This is a genomic window from Cloacibacterium rupense (assembly GCF_014645495.1).
Classification (GTDB): domain Bacteria; phylum Bacteroidota; class Bacteroidia; order Flavobacteriales; family Weeksellaceae; genus Cloacibacterium; species Cloacibacterium rupense.
In genome coordinates this window covers 505,388-520,957 of record NZ_BMLV01000001.1, presented here as the reverse complement: position 1 = coordinate 520,957, position 15,570 = coordinate 505,388, and the positions used below count along the sequence as shown (strand labels likewise).

Below are 15,570 nucleotides of genomic sequence, written 5' to 3'. Positions count from 1 at the left end.
CATTTTATTGATTAAGTAATTTTTTATAAAAAGGAAGAAGTAATTCTGCCATTTTTTTGTCGTCCTCAATGCTTGGGTGGTAGCCACAACCTTTTGGTTTCATTTCTGGAAATTCAAAAATTTCTATTGGCAAATGTTTAGTATCGTTATTAAAGAAATTTTTCACTTCTTTTAGGCATTCTACTAAGATTTTATTTCTATCACCATTAACCATTGGGCTATTTAACAAAGCAATTCTTGTGTTTGGATATTTTTTATAAATTTTTTGAATTAATTCTATATAATTTCCAATGTATTTGTATTTGTTAAAAGGCAAACGCAGTTTTTTCCCATCGCCGTCAGACAAATCGTTTGTTCCTAAGCAAATGCTTACCAAATCTGGTTGATAATCGTTTCCAAATTGTTCTGGTTGATTTCTTCTTAAATACAAATAATCATAAACATCTGGTAAAATATCTTCTTCCCATTTTTCAGAATTCCAATTTCTGTACATTCCGTATCCTGAGACAGAACTTAAGAGAAAATCTGCATCTAATGCTCTTGAAACTATGGGGCCATAGGCCCAATAAGCGTTATGTTGGTCGAACCATTGTCCTTGTCCGCAAGGAAGTCCAGATTCATCATTTCCAAAACCACAAGTGATAGAGTCTCCTATAAATTCTATTTTCTTCTTATCAGTTGGCAAAAAAGGTATGGCATTTATTTCTGAAGTATCTATCACAACTTCGCCCATTGCAGCTTCTGTAGCTTTAAAAATTTTGATGGTGTGTATTTTTTTAGATTTATTTTTAGCCTCAAAAGTGAATGTTTTAAAATCGTTATTATCAACTTTATATCTTCCTAAATATTCTCCATCAACTATTACCGAAATGTAATTATAATAGCCTTGATAAGGGTTATTTTTTAATTTTAAATTAATGGAATTTCCAGTAAAATTGAATTCAATTGAAGACGCGGGTCCTGAAAGTTTTGGATTTTGAGCACTGCTAATATCGACTCTTCCTGAGTATATAAAGTTTACTTTTTCTGATTTTGAAGAAGTCTGTCCGAAACTGAAAAAGCTCCAAATCAATAAGAAAATTAACAATCTATTGGTTTTCATTTTAATTTTTTGATTTTTTTGTTATATTTTTTAATTAACTGTAGAGTAGTTTTATCAGTAGAAAAAACAGAATTGAGACCTTGTGGTTCTTGTGGTGGGTCTGTGGTATAATCATCACCAAGATTCCATTTGCCATTTTTAGGATTGTTTTTTCCTAAACCGCCATATCCCCAAAAGTTAAGTGCGGTAAAAGGTAGGCCTGCTTTGATGGAGTTTTTCATTTTCTCGAAAATAAATTCGTAGTAATGATTTCTATTTTCTACAGACGAGTTTTTATCAAGGCTTTCTTTTTCACGAGGAAACCCGAATTCTTCTAAAACCAAAGGTTTTTTAAGATTTTGAGCTACTTTAATATGTTCATCAATATACTCATCTGTTTTTTTGATGGCAACTTCAGTAGAGTTTTTCTCGTCGTTGATATTGTACCAAGTCCAGTTTTTGGGCCAAATGTGCATGGTTAAATAATCGATATTCGGATTGTTATGAGTTCTTTCAAAAGCGGTAATATCATCATTAGAGCCAGCTCTGCCTTCAGAACCTGTGGTTAAAAGGTGGTTTTTATCGATACTTTTGATGGTAGCAGCTACTTCGTTTAACCAATCAGTAAAAGCTTTTTCGTTTTCTACATTCCAGATTCTAGGTTCGTTGGCCAATTCCCAAGCCATGATGGTTTTGTCTTTTGTGTAAGGTATTCCGTTTACAGTATTTTTTCTGTTGAGCATCACTTTTACATGGTCTAGAAACTGTTTTTTGCAAGGTTCGCATTGATGAAACTGTGCGGTATAACTCATAAATTGAGGCCATGTGTAATCACCAATATTTGGGTTGGGAACTTTGCCATAGCCATTCCATTCTAGATATTTGGCCATTCCGCCGCTCCATTCCCAGTTGTTGGTAAGGTACAATATGGCATCCATATCTCTTTTTCTAAGTTCGTTTAAGAAAAAATCTAAACCTTCTAATAAATCTTGATTATACTTTCCCGGAGTAGGTTGTGTAGCTGGAATTACGGTATAATCTTGGTCACCACCTTCTGCACTAGCCATTACTCTCAGGTTGGTAATTCCTAGAGATTTCAGTTCATCTAATTCTTTTTTAAGTCTTTCTCGGTTTCCACTTTTTGTTCCTAGCATTCCTCCGTACCAATAATTGGTGCCAATGAAATAGTAAGGTTTGTTATTTTTAACAAAGTGATTGTCTTTTATTGTAATATAATTTTGTGCCGAAAAAAAAGCTAAGAAACAAGTAATTGAAGCTAGCAACAAGATTTTTTTCATAATTCTATTTTAAGGAAAAACATATAATTTAGGCAAGTTATTTTGAAGGATAATTTTTGATTTTACTGCAAAATTCTGAAAATCTACAACATTAGAAGTTCCTGGTGTAGGCACATAATATCCGTTGCTGGTATTGCTCCAAAACATAACATAAGCTATTTGTACATTATTATTGTTAATGGCATCGTAAAGATACGTAGAAAACCAATTGCTAATAGCAGGATTGGTAGAATTTACTCTATAACCTGTTTCTGTAAGTGCTGCTATTTTATTCTTAGCATTGGCTAAATCTGAGATATATTTCAGTTTAGCATTGGCAGTTGTAGCTCCAGCAGCGCCTTTATTGTCAAAATCTCCATAATTATCCATTCCTAAAATGTCAACATAATCATCACCAGGATATCTGCTGAGATATAAAGTAGCATTTCCGTAGGAGTTGTCTGGAGAAAAAGCGTACAAAATATTGTGTACGTTTTTGGTGTCTCTTAAGTAATTTACTGTGTATCTGTATACTGCAATATAATCTTCGGCGGTAGAGTAGCTTGCTCCCCACCAAAACCAATTGCCATCAAACTCATGAAAAGGTCGGAAGATGATAGGGATAAATTTTCCATTGCTGTCTTTCAAATTAGTAATCACAGAAGCTACTTTGTCTAGCTTTTTTTGGTACCAATCATTAAATTTACCTCCTGGTAAAAGGTTTTTAAAAGCGTCTGCTTTCTGCTCAGTAGTCATATCGCTTGCATAGAAACTTTTTTCATTGTAAGGTTCTCTGAGGTGCCAACAAAAAGTATTAATCATTCCTTTGGCATAAGCATCTTTGGTGTCTTGTATGATTTTGTTTTCTTGTTGCACATACCAATTGTTACTAGGATTGTCTTTGTCTGTAATAAACATAAAATCTGAGCCTAAAATACCTGGGTCATTTCCAGTTGTTTTTTTGATGTCAGAGCTTCCACTGTTTTGATAAAAAGAATTGAAAGCATCATGCTGACCGATTATTGTTTTCGTTTTTCCTAAATTTCTAAGGTTGTAAAATAATGCCGCCGTTTCTGTGCTTGCATTTTTATCTACCATGTAATTTTTCACATTTTGTGGAGTGACCACGTCTGTAACAGTTGGTGGTTTAGGAGTGGGGTTTACAGGAATAGGTTCACTTCTATCACAAGAAATAATCAAGAGTAAGAATAAAATAGGAAATAGTACTCGTTTTTTTTTCATTGTTTAAGGATTAAATTTTACCTGAATATCATCTGCATACAGCGTTCCTGTTGCAAAACCAAGGGCAATCATCAACCTAAGTTTTTGAGTATCTTTTGGAAGGTTAAATGTTTTAGAATATTGTTGCCAGTCTTTAGTACCAGTTACAAAGGTGATGCTTTCATCATTTGCTGTTTTGTTTTTTCCATCAGTAGAGAATTCTACGTTGAGAAGTCCGTTATTCCATGGGTTTTCTCCCTGAACAATATTTTCAGATTTCAGCCATCCAGTAATGGTCACAGATTTTGCCTCTTTCTGTACATTAAAGATTTGGTCTACACCTACCCAATCTTTGGAAGCAGAAGTTAAAACTAAAGCTGCGTTTCCTTCTTTTTTAATCGTATTTGAGAGATTTACAGCACCACGCCAAGAAAAAGTTCCGTTTTCAAAGTTTCCATTGGTAAATTCTTCAGTATTAGGGTTAGAAGAAGGATTTTGAGAAGTTTGAAGAGAAATGGCTTCTTTTTTTTTGATGTCTTCGTCAACTATTTTAGCATAATCATCTTTTGAAATTGGAGTAACTTTGATGTCATCAAAAAGGAAAGATCCTGTACATTCAGACAAAGCCAACATCAATCTTCCAGAACGGTTATTTTCTGTTGGAATAATTTTTTTCACCAATTGCCAAGGTGTAGTGCCTTCTAAATCTGCAATATTTTGAGTTTTTCCTCCTATTTCTAAGACTATAACTGCTTTATTCCAATTGTTTTTTCCTTTTTCTACCGCATCAGTTTTTACCCAAGCAGAAATTTCTAAAGCTGCAGTATTTTTAGGAATTATAAATTCTTGGTCTATACCTTTCCAACTAGGAGAAGTATATTCATAAATATTTCCTCCTTTATCACCCGATCTTTTGAGGTAAGGATTGATGGTTAAAATGTTTTCGCCACGCCAAGAATCAGCCTCTAACTCAAAACTACCGTTTTTAATTAAATTTTTTTGGGCAAAAAGTGGGGCAATGTTTAAAATAGCAAAAGAAATTAATAATTTTTTCATGGTGCTAAAGACGTTTTATAAGTTCTATACATGCTCTGGAATTATGATATGGGCATTTCCAGAATCCTGCTTTATCTTTTAGAATAGGAGAGTAGTCTGCATAAACACCCCAAATCCATTCTCCTTTTTTAAGGTCTATGATGTATTTTTCTACAAATTCGAAGTTTTTTTCTGTAATGTCTAAAAATTCTTCGTTCTGAGTTAATTGCCAAGCATTAATCATCCCAATCCAAAGTTCAGCTTGTGGCCACCAATGTTTTTCGGCAATTAATTCTTGTTTTTTTGGTTCGTATTCGTACCATAAACCTCCATCTTTATCTATTCCTTCTTTGGTAGATTTTGCAAATTCTACAGCAAATTTTTGGTAACTTTTTACCAAGTCTACATCTTCTATGGTTTCTGCACACCATTGCAAGAGCCAAGCAGCTTCTATATCGTGTCCATAAGAAATGACATCTTCTTTTTCTTTCCAATTTTCATCAAAAAAGAGTTTTAAATGCCAAGAATTTTTGTCTATAAAGTAAATAGCGATTACTTCTAAAATTTCTTTGATGGCATCTTTCAATTTTTGGTTTGGCCAGATGGTATATAAGTTGGCATAAGCTTCTACAATATGAAGATGCGTATTCATGGTCTTCTTTTCGTTGGCATCTTTTTCACTCAATCTTAGGTCTTCTATTTCTTGCCAATCTCTGGTGAAAGCTTCTAGATAGCCTTTATTTTTATAATCTTTGCTATAAAGTTCAATTTTATAAAAAAGGCTTTGCGCGAGTTCTAAGGCATCTTCGTTTTTGAAAACTTTATAAAATTCTGACAATCCATAGATTACGAATGCGATAGCGTAGATTTGGTTTTTGGTATCTTTAGGACTTCCATCTGCGTTTAAACTCCAGAAAATCCCTCCAAATTCTTTGTCAAAAAAATAATCTTTGATGTATTGAAAAGCTCTTTTAGCTGTGCTAAGATATTCAGGATTTTTTTCTACAGCATAGGCAGCGGAGAATGACCATAGAATTCTAGCATTGAGTACAGCACCTTTTTCAGAATTGTTATTGATTACATTTTGATGATTAATTTCGCCCACAAATCCTCCATTTTCTTCATCAATGGTATTTTCTAGCCAATATTTTAAAATACTGGTAAGTTCTGCTTTGGCTTTATCTTTAAGTAATTGTTTTTTCTGTTCCACTTTCATTTTTTTAGGTAAAAAACCCCACGATAAATTGGTGAGGTTTTTTGAGATAATAAAGAAACTAGTTTATAAAAACTTTTTGTTATGTTCTATGAGGTTAATAATAGTCTGCACAGATGCAGCAGTTGTGTATTGGTCTTCTGGTGATTTCATTACATAATCTGCCAAACGTTCTACATCTGAAACCGCCACATGCATTCTGGTGTCTGAAGAGGCATAATAAATGTAAACTTTGCCGTCATCATCTGCAATCCATCCGTTTGAGAATAAAACATTAGAAACATCGCCAACACGTTCTTGATTTTCTGGTGCCATAAAATGACCTGCTGGTGTATGAATTACTTTAGAAATATCGTTTAAGTCTGTCATGAACATGTAAAGAGTATAGCGCAAACCTGCGGCAGTATTTCTTACGCCATGCGCTAGATGTAACCAGCCTTTAGATGTTTTAATTGGTGCAGGACCTAATCCGTTTTTAAGTTCATAAATGGTATGATACACTTTTCCGAAAATAATTTTTTCGTCTTTAACAATTGGGTTGGTCATATCATCTACAAATCCTAGTCCAATTCCACCGCCATTTCCTACATCGATAAAACCATCTTGTGGACGCGTGTAAAGTGCATATTTACCATTAATGAATTCTGGGTGTAGCACCACATTTCTTTGTTGGCCTGTATTAGAAATTAAGTCGGGTAGTCTTTCAAAGTTGATTAAATCTTTAGTTCTTACGATACCTGCATTAGCAATGGCAGAACTGGTGTCGCCAGCGGGAGCGTTAGGGTCTTTTCTTTCGGTACAAAAAATTCCGTAAATCCAACCGTCTTCGTGTTGTACCAATCTCATATCATAAGCATTGGTATCTGGGTTTCCTTCAATCTGAGGAATTACACATGGTTTATCCCAGAATTTGAAGTGGTCTATTCCGTTATCACTTTCAGCAATTGCAAAGAAAGATTTTCTATCATTACCTTCTACTCTTGCACAAAGTAGGTATTTACCATTAAATTTTATTGCTCCAGCGTTAAAAGCAGCATTAAAACCAATTCTTTCTAAGAAATATGGATTACTTTCAGGATTAAAATCAAATTTCCATTCTAATGGGATATGTTGATTGGTAAGTACAGGATTTTGATATCTGGTGTAGATGCCATTGTTAAATTCTTTAACAGGCACATTAGGTTTTTCAACTAAAGATTTATATTCTTCTTCAAGTTCATTTTTTCTTTTCAAAAAAATGTCAGTTGCATTCATTAAGTTCATAACTTTTAGTATAAATGATTAAATATTATTTTGTCTTCTGGAATTTAATTCTTCAGAAATTTCTTTTACTTTTTTGTCTGATAAGGGATAAAAAACCATTCCTACGAGTGCTAAAACACAGCAAGCAGCAGGTAATAGGCTTATCATTAATTTTTCTCCGAAAATGGTATCAGCACTTTGTGTTACCGCATCTGGTACATAATGGAACCAAGCTAAAATCCAACCGCTAAGTGCTGCTCCTAGTGCCCAACCTAATTTTTGAGACATAGAAGAAGACGAAAAAATAAGTCCTGTAGCTCTTCTTCCGGTTAGTAATTCTTGATGGTCTACAATGTCAGCAAACATAGACCAAAGAAGTGGTAATACATATCCTGCAAATATGGAAATCAAGAATTGTAAAGTTAAAATCCATACAATATTATTCGGGATGAAATAAAAGACAATGCTTAGTAAACCAGCCAATAAAATGGCAATCATATAAGTTTTTTTCTTACCATATTTTGCAGAAATTGAAGGGGCCGCCATTACTCCGATAAGGTTGGCAGCTTGACCAACTAAGAAATAAATAGTGGTAATGTCCCAGCCTGTGCCTGCCATTTTGTAATTGAATTTCACATAATCTCTGAAATAATAAATGGCTACACTATCTCTTACGGCATTAAAAAGGAGTGCTGCTAAACCAGTAGCAACCAAAATCCACCACGGGGCATTGTGAAAAAGATTTTTAAGGTCTGTTTTTATGGAAACATTTTCTTCGCTTTCTATTTGTTGCACTCTTTCTTTAGTCCAACTGAAACATAATAAGAATAGAATGACGCAGATGATCCCAATAACACCTACACCCATTACCCAACCTATAACCGAAGTACTTACAGAAGCTTCGGCAGTTTTTGCAGCTTGTGTCACGCTATCAGCATCAAAAGTTTTTGAAAAAAAATCAATTAAAGGCTGTAGTAGCATAAATGTAACAAAACTACCGATGAATGCAAATGACATTCTGTATGAAGACAGTTGGTTTCTTTCTTCTGGGTCTGCAGAAATAGCACCCAAAAGTGAAGCGTAAGGCACATTGATCAATGAGTAAACAATCATCATTAATGAATAGGTGATGTATGCGTAAACTAATTTTCCTGTGTTGCTTAAATCTGGAGCATAAAATGTGAAAACGCCCATTACTGCAAATGGAATGGCAAACCAAAGAAGATAAGGACGATATTTTCCCCACTTGGTTTTAGTACGGTCAGCAGCAATTCCTACAAAGACATCAAAGAAAGAATCCCAAAGCCTTGCAATGAGGAACATAGTTCCTGCAGCAGCAGCGGTAATCCCGAAAACATCTGTGTAGAAGAATAAGGAGTACATCCCAAAAATCTTCCAAAACATAGAGGAGGCTGCATCTCCGAAACCGTATGCTATTTTTTCCTTTAATTTTATTTTTTCAGCCATTATTTGTATAAGTTTAGTTTGGTTGCATCTTTTTGAAAGAAAGTATTGGGCATGTTATAGTAATCTATGAAATCATTTTCGCTGATTTGCCCTTTATATGGTGCGTAGTAGTGCATTTTCTTTTCATTTTCTTGCCAGCCGTGGTTTCTCCACACCAAAACGAAAGAGATTTTGTAATTTCCTATTGCATCGGTAAGTGTTTTGGTCCACCAATTAGCATATGGGATTTGTTCGTAGCCAGTTTCTGCAATAGCCATAGGTTTATGATGCTCTAGAGAAACTTCATTCATTATTTTTAATTGATTTTGAGTGTCTGCAATGAATGAATTATCTTTAGTAGGGTCATTGTATTGATATTTATCAAAACTAATCATATCTACCACATCATCTCCTGGATAATATTCTAAAAAATCTTCTTTAGATTTGAAATCGGCAGTATTATATACAATAATTAAATTGTGTAGTTTTTTGGTTTCTCTTAAATAATTGATGGTAAATTTCCAAACTTCTTTAAATTCTTGTGGATTAGCATTGTTTTTACACCACCAAAACCAGTTTCCAGTTAATTCATGAAAAGGTCTATAAAGAATAGGTATCTTTTTTCCGTCTGATCCTTTCAATGAGCCTAAGAATTTGGCTGCTTTGTCTAACCAAGATTTGTAAAGTTCGTGTTTTGATCCATTTGGGAGTATAGATTTAAAAGAATTAGGAGTGGTGTCCCAAGAGTCTTTTAGAGTTAAAGGATTATCCATATGCCAGCTTATGGTAGTAATGCCACCTCTGTCATAAATCTCTTTTATCCATTTTTTCATATTATTAAATGGAACTCCGTCTAGATTATTTGGTTTTTTATGTTCGATTCTCCCTAAATCCCAGCCATAAACTGCTGGATAGTCATTGGTTACATCTTTTATGTCGCTTCTTCCTTCTTCATATCTCCATTTTACACCATAAGCAAGGTCATCTTGATGGCCAAAAAAGTATCCTTTCTCCTGGTTTTTTATAAGGTTTTTATAAAGGTTTATAGTTTCTTTAGTTGCTTTAGAATCAGACAGAATATTCAAATTATGATTGTTTTGGGCATGATATGTAAGAGATGATGCGCCTAAAGTAATGAGAATAATTTTCTTTAAATAACTTGTCATGATGAAAAAGTGTAATTTATTAACCAATTTATGAATTTTCAACTATATTTTAAAATGTTTAAAAATATTTTAAAATGTATGATAAAAATTATATTAATGGAATGTTAACAATTGCTATTTTTGTTAAGACAAATTTAGTAGATGTTTTTTTTAAATGAGTAATACTATTTTGTCATTATGATATTATATAATTGCAATAAAAATAAAGCGATGAAAAATGAGAAAAATTTTTTTAGAGAAATTCCTCCATTAACCAGCAGTGACAGCTTTTTAGTGTTTGATAGAGTGAAAGACAAGTTTGATTTTCCTATTCATTTCCACCCAGAATTTGAAGTTAATTTTATACAAAATGGTAAAGGTGTGAGGAGGATAGTAGGCGATCATATAGAGGAAATAGATGATATAGAGTTGGTTTTAGTAGGTCCGAATTTATATCATGCATGGGAAACATATAAATGTAAAGAGAAGAATATTCATGAGATTACCATACAATTTGATGAAAAATTATTTGATGATAATCTTTTGTCAAGAAGGATTATGAGGCCTATACGAGATATGTTTAATAGGTCATCTCATGGGATTTTGTTTTCGTATTCTACTGCAGATTATCTTTCTAAGCGTATTTGTAATCTTTCTAGACTAGATGGAATGGATTATTTTTTAGAAATATTGTCCATTTTGCATGATATGGCAACTTCTAGAAATCAAAGGATACTATCCACATTTACAGTAGATTATGACAAATTTGAAGATGATGATAAAATGAAAGTAGTGTATGATTATATCCAAAAGAATTTTTCTAATAAGCTGACTTTAGAGGAAGTTTCTAAAGTTGCATTAATGAGTCCTGTCTCATTTAATAGATTTATAAAGAAAAGAACTAATAAGACTTTTGTGAATTATGTAAATGATGTGAGGATAGGCTATGCAGCAAGAAACCTTGTGGAAAAGGATTTGAGTATTTCAGAGATTGCATTTAAATGTGGGTTTAATAATATTGCTAATTTCAATAGGATATTCAAAAGCATAAAAGGAGTTACGCCTAGTGTGTATAGAGAAGAGTTTAATGGTATCAAGAGAATTCTTTAAATAAATATATTTGTATTATTTTGTCAATTTAATGATAAATACTGATGTATTTTTGTATGAAAAATGTCATTAGCGAAAATAATAGTAATAATTGATAAAATAATATTAACAATTCCTTCACATTCAGTTATAAATTTGTTTTGCTAAAATAAATTAAAAATCATTGATAATTTGAAAATCTACAAATTGTCAATAAGGAAGGAAAATAATCAAATTAACAACCAATTTTATTATGAAGAGTTTTCTTTATTATCTAAATCCAAGCAGCAGAGGTAAAACTAATATCGCCGTTCTGTTTCTTCTTGGAGCTATCACCACTGTAGATGCTCAGCAAAAATCTTCACGAGACACTCTTAAAACGAAACAAATAGAGGAAGTCGTGATGATTGGGTATGGGACTCAGAAAAAAAGTGATGTAAATTCTTCGGTATCTTCTATTAAAACAAAAGATATCCAAGACATTAAACAAGTTTCTTTAGATCAAATGATTCAAGGTAAACTTGCAGGGGTATCTGTTACCAATAGTAATGGACAACCGGGGGCAGCAGCTTCAGTAAGGGTGAGAGGGGTAACCTCTATCAATGGAACCAATGAGCCACTTTATGTTGTAGATGGGATTCCTATTTCTGGTGATGCTACTGGTAGATCTACTAGTGGAAGACCAATTGCAGGAAGCGATTTCTCTTCTACTGGAGGCGGAGGTAACAATGCTGTTTCTCCTATTTCATTTTTGAATCCAAATGATATTGAAAGTATAGATGTGTTAAAAGATGCATCTGCTACCGCTATATATGGTTCTAGAGGGGCTAATGGTGTAATCATTATCACTACAAAATCTGGAAAAAAAGGAACGGGTAAAATCTCTTATGAAGGCTATTCTTCTGTTTCATCTATCTACAAAACATTAGATGTGATGAATTTACAACAATATGCCTTGCATCAAAATCAATTAGCAGCACTATTTAATGCTCAACCAAGACCAGAATTTGCACATCCAGAATTACTAGGATATGGTACAGATTGGCAAAAAGAAATTTACCAAACTGCTATTGCACAGAGTCATCAATTGGCTTTCTCAGGAGGTAAAGATGGGGTATCGTACTACATGTCTGGTAATTTTCTAGATCAACCAGGCAATATTATTGGTACTGGACTTAAAAGATACACGGTAAGATTAAACCTAGATGCAAAAGTAAAAGATTGGTTGAAAGTAGGAGGTAATTTTAGTACAGGTATTAATAATGAGAAATTTACAGTCAATCAAAGTTTTACGGGATTAATTTCTAATACATTATTGCAAGCTCCAGATATGCCAATTAGAAATTTAGATGGCTCATATGCTGCGCCACCTGCAGGACAAAATGTAAATTATTTCAATCCTGTAGCTGAAGCACTTACAAGAGAAAATAAACTGATTAGAAAAAATTTCTTGGGTGGTATATTTGGTGAAGTTAATTTATTGAAAGGTTTAAAATATAGAGCCGAATTAGCTGCTAATACTGAGTTTTCAGAATCTACAGATTTTCAACCTTCTTATGACAGAGGTTCTCAAGTTAATTTAACAGCTGACTTGTTCGAACGAAGACAAAATTGGTATTCTATCAACGTTAAGAATTTATTGACTTATGATTTTGCTTTAGGAAATCATAAATTTACCGTTTTGGCTGGTCAAGAAGCTTTAGATAGTCATTGGGAAGGTATTTTAGGAGAAGGACACGGCTTTAAAACCAATGATATATACGGTCTCAATCTTTCTGATGCTGATAACAGAAAAGTAACCAGTTACAAAGGAAGTGCATCTATTGCATCTTTATTTGCACGTCTTATTTATGATTTTAATAACACCTATAGTTTCTCAGCTTCTATCAGAAGAGACGTTTCTTCTAAATTTGACCCTACGGCAGGTGATAATCAGGTAGGTTATTTCCCTGCGGTTGCCGTTTCTTGGAAAGTTTCTAATGAAAAATTTATGGAACCTTTGAAACCTTATATTGATAACCTTAAATTTAGAGTAGGTTACGGAGAAACTGGTAATCAACAGATACCAAACAACAGATATTCTGCTTTATTGACAGATTATTTCTTACCATCAAATATTCCAAATCCAGACCTTACTTGGGAATCAATGAAACAAACCAATTATGGTGTAGATTTCACATTGTTTAGAAACTTTAATGTCAATTTTGACTACTATATCAAAGAATCTAAAGGTTTCTTATTTCAGTACCCATTACCTGATTATTTAACTGGAGGCTTATCTCAGTATGGTGGTATGGATGCTCCATATTCTAACTTAGGTAAAGTTGAAAATAAAGGGATTGACTTAACCTTAGGATATAATACAAATGGAGAAATTTTTAATTGGTCATCTTCATTGGTGATTTCTCATTATAAGAATAGATTGCTAGACATCGTAAATGGTGTTACCCTTACAGAACAAGCCAATATGAACGGATATCAACCATATGTGGTTACCAATTCTATTGTAGGACAGTCTATTGGATCTTTTTGGGGATATAAAACCAATGGAATTTTTAGAACATTAGAAGAGCTACAAAATGCACCAATACAGTTTGGTCAATCAATAGGTACAGCTCCAGGGCAAACTTATTTAGGTGATGTAAGATATGTAGATGTAAATGGTGACGGTGTAGTAGATGCTAAAGATAAGACCATCATAGGTGACCCTAACCCAGATTTTACTTTTGGTTTTACCAATACATTTAAGTATAAAAATATAGATTTATCAATATTTTTACAAGGTTCTATAGGAAATGATGTAATGAATCTTACCAGAAGAAATGGTATTCAAAATGCTATGCTTTACCAAAATCAATTAGTAGAAGCGATGGATTTTTGGTCACCTCAAAATCCTAATGCTAGTTTACCTAGACCTATAGGAAGCACCAGTAATCCTAACATTGATATTTCTGATAGATTTGTTGAGAAAGGTGATTATGCCAGAATTCAAAATGTGACCTTGGGCTACACTATGCCAGCTAATTTCCTTTCTACACTTAAGATGAGTAGAGTAAGATTCTATGTAAGTGCGCAGAACTTATATACTTTTACAAACTATTCAGGATACGATCCAGAGATTGGTTCTTTTAATCAAAATGTTTTATTAACAGGTATAGACAATGGTAGATACCCTTCGCCTAGAACATTTACATTTGGTGTTAACTTAGAATTTTAAGACAATGAAAATAAATAAATTATTTAAGATAGGAAGTACATTACTCGTTGCTATGTCGCTTTCATTAATCAATTCTTGCTCTAGAGAATTTACTGATAGACCTTCAGAAGATTCACTTGGACTAGATACTTATTACAAAACAGATGAACAAGTTTCTACTGCTACCAATGCGATGTATTTTAGAACTTGGTTTCAATTTAACAATAAGTTTTTCTATGCAATTTCAGAAGTAGGATCTGGTAATATGTATACCAATTCTTCAGACGTAAACGCGATGAGAAATTTTTCAATAACAGGTGCAGACCCAGAATTAAATAATGGTTGGCAGTCTCTTTGGGCTAATGTAGCTCAGGCTAATAATATTATTAATTTTTTATCATCTAGAGTAGGCCCATCTGTAAACAAAAAAATTGTAGATAATGCAATAGGAGAAGCTTATTTTATGAGAGCTACCGCCTATTTTTATTTGGTAAGATTATGGGGGCCAGTTCCTATCATAGAGAATAACCTAGACCATGCCAGTTCACCTCAGCTAAATACCAATAGAGTAGAAGATATCTATACTCTTATTGTTAAAGATTATAAAAAAGCAGCAGATTTACTAGATAGTAAAGTAAGAGGTAGTAACTACTCTGCCAATGCCAAAGTTTCTAAAGGCTCAGCAAAAGCCATGCTTGCAAAAGTTTATCTATACCAAAAAGATTATGCCAATGCAAAAGCGATGGCTGAAGAAGTAATCAATAGCGGAGAATTTAAACTTTTAGGAGGACCACAACTTCCAGGAAAATCATTTGGTGATTTGTTTACCTATGCAGGCAATAATAATGAAGAATCTATTTTTGCATTACAATGGAAAGTAGATGCTAACTATGGTTCTGGTAATAATTGTAATACCCAATTCGGAATTAGTAATGGTACAGTATCTACTTCTAATGCTACTTACGGTGGGGTTTTTGGTCCTTCTCAAGATATTTTAACGCTTTATTCATCAAGTGATAAAAGAAAACATGAAACCATTATGTTCCCGGGAGATACTTATCCAAATATTAAAGCTAAAGTCGGTTCATCATTCGGAGCATTGGTAGTACCTCCAGCAGACCAAATAGGTGGGCAAGGTGCAGGTGCAGCCATTAAGAAATACTGTATTGGTATAGAAAACGGAGACACTACAGGTCCTATAGATGCTTGGGCTATGATGAATAATAATACTTATATCATGAGATATGCAGAATTATTACTCATTCATGCAGAATCTATTTTGGGAAATGCATCTAGTACATCAGATGCATCAGCTCTAAAATCATTAAACGAAGTGAGAAATAGAGCAGGATTGCCAAGTGTATCTTCTTTTACTTTTGACGATTTGTTTACCGAAAGAAGAAAAGAATTAGCTTTTGAAGGAGATTATTGGTTCGATTTAGGCAGATTGCCTAGAGCTAAAGCAAAAGCTATTATTTCTGCACAAAATAGAGGTAATATGTGGATAGCAGAGAGTTTTACACCAGACGATAGTGATTTTATTTTGCCATATCCAGCAAATGATGTAGCAAAAAATCCGAAATTATTAGAAGCACCAGTTCCATATACATTCAAATAAGATCGCC

The 15,570-nt window shown here is 33.4% G+C and carries 11 protein-coding genes; 3 read left to right on the top strand and 8 right to left on the bottom strand.

Annotated elements, in window-relative coordinates; all coding sequences use genetic code 11:
- Positions 1 to 4: 4 nt before the first annotated feature.
- The 8 genes from IEW40_RS02325 to IEW40_RS02290 all read right to left on the bottom strand — a co-directional run bounded on the left by IEW40_RS02325 (position 5) and on the right by IEW40_RS02290 (position 9,681).
- Positions 5 to 1,102 carry an SGNH/GDSL hydrolase family protein gene (locus IEW40_RS02325; protein ID WP_188616467.1) on the bottom strand — a complete coding sequence of 366 codons (1,098 nt, stop codon included), beginning with the start codon at positions 1,100 to 1,102 and terminating at the stop codon, positions 5 to 7.
- Positions 1,099 to 2,379: a glycoside hydrolase 5 family protein gene (locus IEW40_RS02320; RefSeq protein ID WP_188616466.1), complete on the bottom strand. Its 1,281-nt coding sequence runs from the start codon at positions 2,377 to 2,379 to the stop codon at positions 1,099 to 1,101. Before IEW40_RS02320 ends, IEW40_RS02325 begins: the two co-directional genes overlap by 4 nt.
- A 9-nt stretch (positions 2,380 to 2,388) precedes the next feature.
- Entirely contained in the window at positions 2,389 to 3,600 is a 1,212-nt protein-coding gene (locus IEW40_RS02315; protein WP_188616465.1) for a glycoside hydrolase family 26 protein, read from the bottom strand.
- A gap of 3 nt (positions 3,601 to 3,603) precedes the next feature.
- The gene (locus IEW40_RS02310; protein ID WP_188616464.1) at positions 3,604 to 4,635 is read right to left on the bottom strand and encodes a carbohydrate binding domain-containing protein; all 1,032 of its coding nucleotides are present in this window, start codon (positions 4,633 to 4,635) and stop codon (positions 3,604 to 3,606) included.
- 4 nt (positions 4,636 to 4,639) lie between these two features.
- On the bottom strand, positions 4,640 to 5,830 hold the full coding sequence (locus IEW40_RS02305) for an AGE family epimerase/isomerase (RefSeq protein ID WP_188616463.1): 1,191 nt from the start codon (positions 5,828 to 5,830) through the stop codon (positions 4,640 to 4,642).
- 63 nt (positions 5,831 to 5,893) lie between these two features.
- Positions 5,894 to 7,081, bottom strand: coding sequence for a glycoside hydrolase family 130 protein (locus IEW40_RS02300; protein WP_373283761.1), 1,188 nt, complete (start codon positions 7,079 to 7,081; stop codon positions 5,894 to 5,896).
- A gap of 27 nt (positions 7,082 to 7,108) precedes the next feature.
- Entirely contained in the window at positions 7,109 to 8,536 is a 1,428-nt protein-coding gene (locus IEW40_RS02295; RefSeq protein ID WP_188616461.1) for an MFS transporter, read from the bottom strand.
- A complete protein-coding gene (locus tag IEW40_RS02290; RefSeq protein WP_188616460.1) occupies positions 8,536 to 9,681 on the bottom strand; it encodes a glycoside hydrolase family 26 protein in 1,146 nt (381 codons plus the stop codon). The genes IEW40_RS02295 and IEW40_RS02290 overlap by 1 nt, the downstream gene beginning before the upstream one ends.
- Positions 9,682 to 9,891: 210 nt before the next feature.
- Here IEW40_RS02290 and IEW40_RS02285 point away from each other — a divergent pair, with 210 nt between their 5' ends.
- The 3 genes from IEW40_RS02285 to IEW40_RS02275 all read left to right on the top strand — a co-directional run bounded on the left by IEW40_RS02285 (position 9,892) and on the right by IEW40_RS02275 (position 15,563).
- Positions 9,892 to 10,770, top strand: coding sequence for a helix-turn-helix domain-containing protein (locus IEW40_RS02285; RefSeq protein WP_188616459.1), 879 nt, complete (start codon positions 9,892 to 9,894; stop codon positions 10,768 to 10,770).
- A gap of 232 nt (positions 10,771 to 11,002) precedes the next feature.
- Positions 11,003 to 13,966 (top strand): SusC/RagA family TonB-linked outer membrane protein, encoded by a 2,964-nt coding sequence (locus IEW40_RS02280; RefSeq protein WP_188616458.1) that lies wholly within the window; start codon positions 11,003 to 11,005, stop codon positions 13,964 to 13,966.
- A 4-nt stretch (positions 13,967 to 13,970) separates the two neighbouring features.
- Positions 13,971 to 15,563, top strand: a complete 1,593-nt coding sequence (locus IEW40_RS02275) for a RagB/SusD family nutrient uptake outer membrane protein (RefSeq protein ID WP_188616457.1) — start codon at positions 13,971 to 13,973, stop codon at positions 15,561 to 15,563.
- Positions 15,564 to 15,570 lie beyond the last annotated feature (7 nt).